At 71.8% G+C, this 5,245-nt stretch carries 5 protein-coding genes and 1 pseudogene; all 6 read right to left on the bottom strand.

Going from position 1 to position 5,245, the window contains the following annotated elements:
* The coding region (locus tag ACFQ87_RS39340) for a hypothetical protein (protein WP_380615755.1) at nt 1-776 on the bottom strand (776 nt) is incomplete at its 3' end.
* A 73-nt stretch (nt 777-849) separates the two neighbouring features.
* Nucleotides 850-2,220, bottom strand: coding sequence for a baseplate J/gp47 family protein (locus ACFQ87_RS39345; RefSeq protein ID WP_380615756.1), 1,371 nt, complete (start codon nt 2,218-2,220; stop codon nt 850-852).
* 7 nt (nt 2,221-2,227) lie between these two features.
* Nucleotides 2,228-2,623: a hypothetical protein gene (locus ACFQ87_RS39350; protein ID WP_380615757.1), complete on the bottom strand. Its 396-nt coding sequence runs from the start codon at nt 2,621-2,623 to the stop codon at nt 2,228-2,230.
* Between the two features lie 23 nt (nt 2,624-2,646).
* Nucleotides 2,647-2,991, bottom strand: a complete 345-nt coding sequence (locus ACFQ87_RS39355; RefSeq protein WP_380615758.1) for a hypothetical protein — start codon at nt 2,989-2,991, stop codon at nt 2,647-2,649.
* Nucleotides 2,991-4,712: a hypothetical protein gene (locus ACFQ87_RS39360; RefSeq protein WP_380615759.1), complete on the bottom strand. Its 1,722-nt coding sequence runs from the start codon at nt 4,710-4,712 to the stop codon at nt 2,991-2,993. The genes ACFQ87_RS39355 and ACFQ87_RS39360 overlap by 1 nt, the downstream gene beginning before the upstream one ends.
* Nucleotides 4,709-5,245: pseudogene (locus ACFQ87_RS39365) on the bottom strand (hypothetical protein); the annotation flags it as partial. The pseudogene ACFQ87_RS39365 and the gene ACFQ87_RS39360, both read right to left, overlap by 4 nt.

Below are 5,245 nucleotides of genomic sequence, written 5' to 3' on the forward strand. Positions count from 1 at the left end.
CGCCCGAACCGGCCGACGGCGCCCGGCTGGACCGGCCCGGCGATCGTGCCGTGGTGGTCGTTCCGGCCCGGGTAGCGCGCGGTCAGGTCCTCCACCTGCAGCGTCGCACCCGCGGCGTCGTCCAGGTGGTACAGCGCCACGGTGGCCGGGTCGAAGCCGTACGGCAGCGGGGGGAAGCGCGGCACGCCGAGGTCGCTGCCGATCAGGTCCAGGCTCGCGCCGGTCGCGGTCTCCAGGTGGCGCTGCGCCACGGTTCGTTCGAGGTGGCGGCGCAGCTGGTCGCGTTCAGCGCCGATCGCCCACAGCAGCTTGGCGGTGGTGCCGAGCAGGGCGGTGATCGCCCAGCGGTCGGCCGCGCCGACGACGGGCGGAGCCTTGGCCGGGGCCGAGGCCGGGTGCGGGACCGGTGCGGGGGTCATCACCAGGTCGGTCAGGCGGGTGGCCGACGTGGCCCAGGCGGGCAGCGAGACCAGGTAGGACTTCCCGGCCAGGGTGCCGGCGGGCACGACGTGGCTCACCGAACCCGCGTTCTTGTCGGGCCCGGCAAGGGACACGGTGACCGTGGTGTCCCGGTCGCAGTCCACCAGTACGGACAGCACGTAGGTCGGGTCGGCGGGCTGCCCGTAGGTCGCCTCGTGGTCAGCGAAGTCGTACGCGGCGATCTGCGCGGCGCCGATGTCGGATTTCGGAATGAGCGTCAGGGCGAGCGAGTCCGCGCCCCGCCCGAAGGGGGTCGTGAGGTGGCGGGCCATCCGCACGGCCGACAGGATGCTCATGCGCCCGCCTCGCTGCGCTCGGCAGGGGCATTCGCCCATGCGCACCTTCTGATGATTCGCTCGCTCCGCTCGCTCATCGGACCACCATCGCGACGTCGACCAGCAGGCTGTCCGGCCGGAACACCGCCACCTCCGTCGGCCCCAGCACCAGGTTCTCCCCGACGGCGGCCTCGACCACCCCGCTCTGCTGCGGCACCGCGCCGAAGGTGATCCGGCCGAACGCGGGCGGCAGCCGCCGCAGGTGGAGCTGCTGCACGTCCACCACGCCGGACTGTTCAGCGAAGGCGCACATGACCTGGGAGTAGCGGATCACCCCGCCGAGCTGCGGCCCGCCGATCTCGGTGGCCAGCCGTTGCAGGATCGCGGCGAGCAGCGCGGCGGTGTCGTAGCCGGTCTCGACGGTCACCTTCGCGCGGACGCCGACGTCGATGTGGTCGGCCTCGACGATGTTGGCGTGCACCCCGACCGGCCGCACCCGGTCGACCGCCGCCGAGACCCGCTCGTACACCCCGGTCACGGTCGGCGTGATCTGCCCGGGCACCGGCGCGGGGGTCCGCCAGGGCCAACGGAAGTCGTGCGCGACCAGCACGTCGAAGAAGTACGGCTCGCCGATGTGCCGCTCGGAGTTGAAGATCCGCTGGTCGAAGTCGAACTGGCCGAAGTAGCTCTGCGAGACGTCCACTCCGCCGAGCGGGTCGGAGGTCGCGACGTCGAGGACCCCGTCCACGTCCAGGACGGCCTGGCGGACGCTGTCCAGGGTCCAGATGCTGCGGGCGATTCCGCTGAGCCGGCCGCGGTAGACCTGGTCGGACTCGGTGTCCCCGCCGCCGCCGGTCGGTTCCGGGTTGGTCACCTTCAGGGTCGCCGGGGCGAAGTCGCCCAGGTAAACGGTCTGCCAGGCCGGGTCGATCACGATGATCGCGCCGGCGGCGAGGTCGTGGTCGTGCCCCCGCTCGACAGCGGCGATGCCGACGTCGGCGGTGGTGACGGTGGCGCTCAGCCGGGCGGCGGCGGTGGTGGCGAAGGCCAGCGGCGGCGTGGTCGCCGTCGTCACGATCGTTCCCTCGGGCACGATGTAGCCCCGCCCGGGGGCCGCTCCGGCCAGGGTGAAACGGACGGTGCCCGCGCTGAACAGGTTGCGCCGGGCGACGCCGACGTCCTCGCCGAGCAGGTCCAGGGCGTCGCCGAGCACGGTGGAGACGAAGTTGGCGTAGTAGAGGTCCTCCATCTGCTTCCACAGCTCGGCGTCCTCGAACGCGGCCACCTCCAGCAGCTTGCGGACCGGGCTGGTGCTGGTCAGGTCGATCGGGCTGTCCTTGCCGGACCGGTCGACGCTTGAAAGGTCGACGCCGAGGACGGCCTTGACCCGGTCGACGGCCTCCTGCAACAGGACGTCGAAGGGCTTGAGGACGAACCCCTCTTCGGTGACTCCGAAATCGGTCATCGCGCGCTCAGACCCCCACGTTGACGACGAGGGTGGCCGGCTGCGCGGCCGCCGTGTCCAAGTCGACCTGGACCGACCAGGACCGCGAGTGACGCGCCTCATCGGACTCGTCGAAGGTGATCTCCCGGATGTCCAGCACCCGGGGATCCGTCACCAGAGTGCGGACCAGGTTCAGCTTCAGCACCTCCCGGACCGACCGGGCCGAGTGTGCCTGGGTAAAGGCCTCGGTGACGTCCAGCCCGTAGCTGACGTTGAACTCGTCCGAGCCGTACGGCGTGAGCACCCGCAGCTCCAGCGCCTGGAGCAGGTTGTCCACGCCGGACACCTCGGCCAGTCGCCCGTCCCGCACCACCAGGTCGCCGTCCCGCAGCAGCAGGCTGCGGCCGAACGATCTGTCGTCCATGTCGTTCCTCCTGGGTCCGGCGGCTACTGGGCCGTCAGCTTGGTCTGGCCGGCCGAGGCGACCTGCCACATGACGGGGGCGGGCGGGGTCCCGTTGGTCAGGCCCTGCGCGGTCTCCAGCAGCACCGGCTGGCCGCGGACGGTGAGCTTGGTGCTGAGCCCGGCCAGGACGGCGGTGACCATGAGGCACGGGGTCTGGCCCGCGGCGGCGTTGGTGTTGGCGCAGCCGACCACGGTGGCGGTGGCGAGGTCGCTCTGGAGCAGCACCGGCTGGCCGTCGACGGTGAGCGCGGTGTCGTTGGACGGCACGGTCAGCTGCCCCCCGTGGATGCACTGGAGGACGGACGCGGTGGTGAGCACGCTGGGCATCAGCTCACCTGCACCGAAGGGCCGTCGAGGGCGAGGTTCACCTGGCCGTTGCTGAGTTTGAGCGAGGCGGAGGCGGCCGTGGTGATCGTGACGTTGCCGTCCTTGTCCACGGTGATCGTCGTCCCGCTCTGGTGCTCGATGGTGATGGTGCTGTCCGACGGGGGCGTCGGCCGGGTGCCGAGGTCCGGCAGCTTGTCGGCGCCGACCTGCAGGTGCAGGCCCGCCGCCTGCACCACCCGGTGGCCGGTGGCGTCGGTCAGGTCGTTGGCGCCCTTACCGGTCGGCAGGCCGTCCGGGCCGAGCTGGGTGGGCAGGGCGAGCCAGTAGTCGCCGACGTTGTTGGGCGGATGGGCCTGGGCGGGGTTCTCCGGCCAGACGAAGCCGGTCACCACCGCGTCGTTGACCAGGCCGCCGTTGTGCGCCAGGACGGCCCGCATCTTCGGGTAGACCGGCGTGATCAGCCCGCAGTTGTGGAACGCGAAGGGCGAGGCGATGGGCTTGTTGTGCAGGTCCACCGTGGTGTCGACCGGGGCGGCGACGCTGGGCGCGACCACCTCGGCCGCGGGCGACTGCCCGTAGTGGAGCGAGGCCAGGTGCTTGCCGTCCTTGCCCGGGGTGTAGTCGCTGATCTCGCCGACGTCGATCGCCGGGCGTTCGCGCTGCTGACGCTCGACCACGTCCCGCACGCGGTCCACCACGCCCTGGACGCCGCCGCCGAGCTGCGCCCGTTTGCCCCGCTCGGCCACCACCAGCCTCACTTGGGCGGTGTAGCCGGAGCGGGTGCCGAACTTGTGGGTGACGGCGTTGATCCGCATGGTCTGCTGGGGGATGCCGTTGACCCCGGTGACCCTGGCGACCTGGCCGACCCGAAGACCAGGGTGCCCGAGGGCCAGCAGGCTGACGGCCGCCCGCATCGGCACGCTCCGGGCGGTGGGCGGGGTCGGGCCCTGCGCCGGGCTCGGTGTGTCCGAGGCCGAGCGCGCCCCGGCGTCCTCGGCGCGGCTCTGGCCGAGCTTGACCAAGTTGCGGTCCGGGTCGAAGACGACCGGCGCGAGGTCGGCCGGGTCCCCGACGGCCGGGCCGAGGTAGACCGTCTTGTCCCGTACGACGAGCGGGACGTCCGCCTTGGCGGCCAGGTCGCGCAGGATGTCCAGGGCCGAATCGCCGCTGGCGGTGTAGTCCTTCAGCGTGCCGGTCAGCGCGGAGCCGGCGGCCAGTGGGACGCCCGCCTGCGCGGCGACCGTACGCGCGAATTCCGTCACGTCGGTGGCCGGGGCGGTGCTCTTGGCGATCGGTTTCGCGCACAGCAGGAACCCGCCCTCCTCCTGGCCGGTGATCACCGTATGGGAGGAACCGTCCTGGGCCACGACGCTGTCGATCGAGGTGACCCGTCCCTGCAGCACAGGGTTGGCACCGAGCGTGGTGGCGGGATCATCGAAGTAGCCGAGGTGGATCAGAACCTTCAGGGGGGTGTTCGCCGCCCGGATGACCTCCACCGTCGGGTCCGGCAAGTTGACCAGGGTGAGCTGGAAGGTGTCGGCGGACGCGCCTTCCGTCATGGTGACCGTGATGTCGGCGTCCAGGATGAGCGAGCCGCTCAACAGATCGTTGGAGACGGTCACCGGGAGTCCGGCGCCGACCAGGGAGGCGGCCGCCGAGAGCAGGTCACCCTCGGGTTGGAGCTCGTCGATCACGACCTTGTACCAGATGACCAGGCTCAATTCAGCGCCACCCCGCCCACCACCTGGGAGCCGAACTCCCCGACGCCGTTGAGGTTCTGCCGGGCGACCCGCATGGTCGGGAAGATCAGCGAGAGCTCGGCGGCGCGGTACTCGACCCCCGGGACGAGCTTGCGGCGCAGGATCGTCCGCGGCCCCGAGGGCTCCTCCCGGGCGACCCGCAGCACCAGGAACGCCCCGGCCGTCGGCAGGTCCAGCAGGGCGCCACCCGGCGAGGCGAGGAGGACGTCTTCGGTGACGTTCGCGTGCAGGTGGAACTGGTAGATCCCGGAGCCCAGTTGGAGGCGGAACGCCTGCGGGAAGCCCTCGGCGGGCTCGATCGGCAGGCGGAGATAGCTCGGCGACAACGGGCCTGACGGCGTACGGGGAATCGGGTTGGGCGGCGGGCCGCTGCGGAGCGCGGCCGTCTCCACGGCCAGGGCGAGGTCGGCGAGTTCCCCGACCACGGCGGTGATCGCCGACCTCGGCACCTGCTGCAGGGTCAAGCTGACGTCGAGGGCCTCCCGCTTCTGCAC

It is taken from the genome of Kitasatospora sp. NPDC056531, assembly GCF_042794375.1.
GTDB lineage: Bacteria > Actinomycetota > Actinomycetes > Streptomycetales > Streptomycetaceae > Kitasatospora.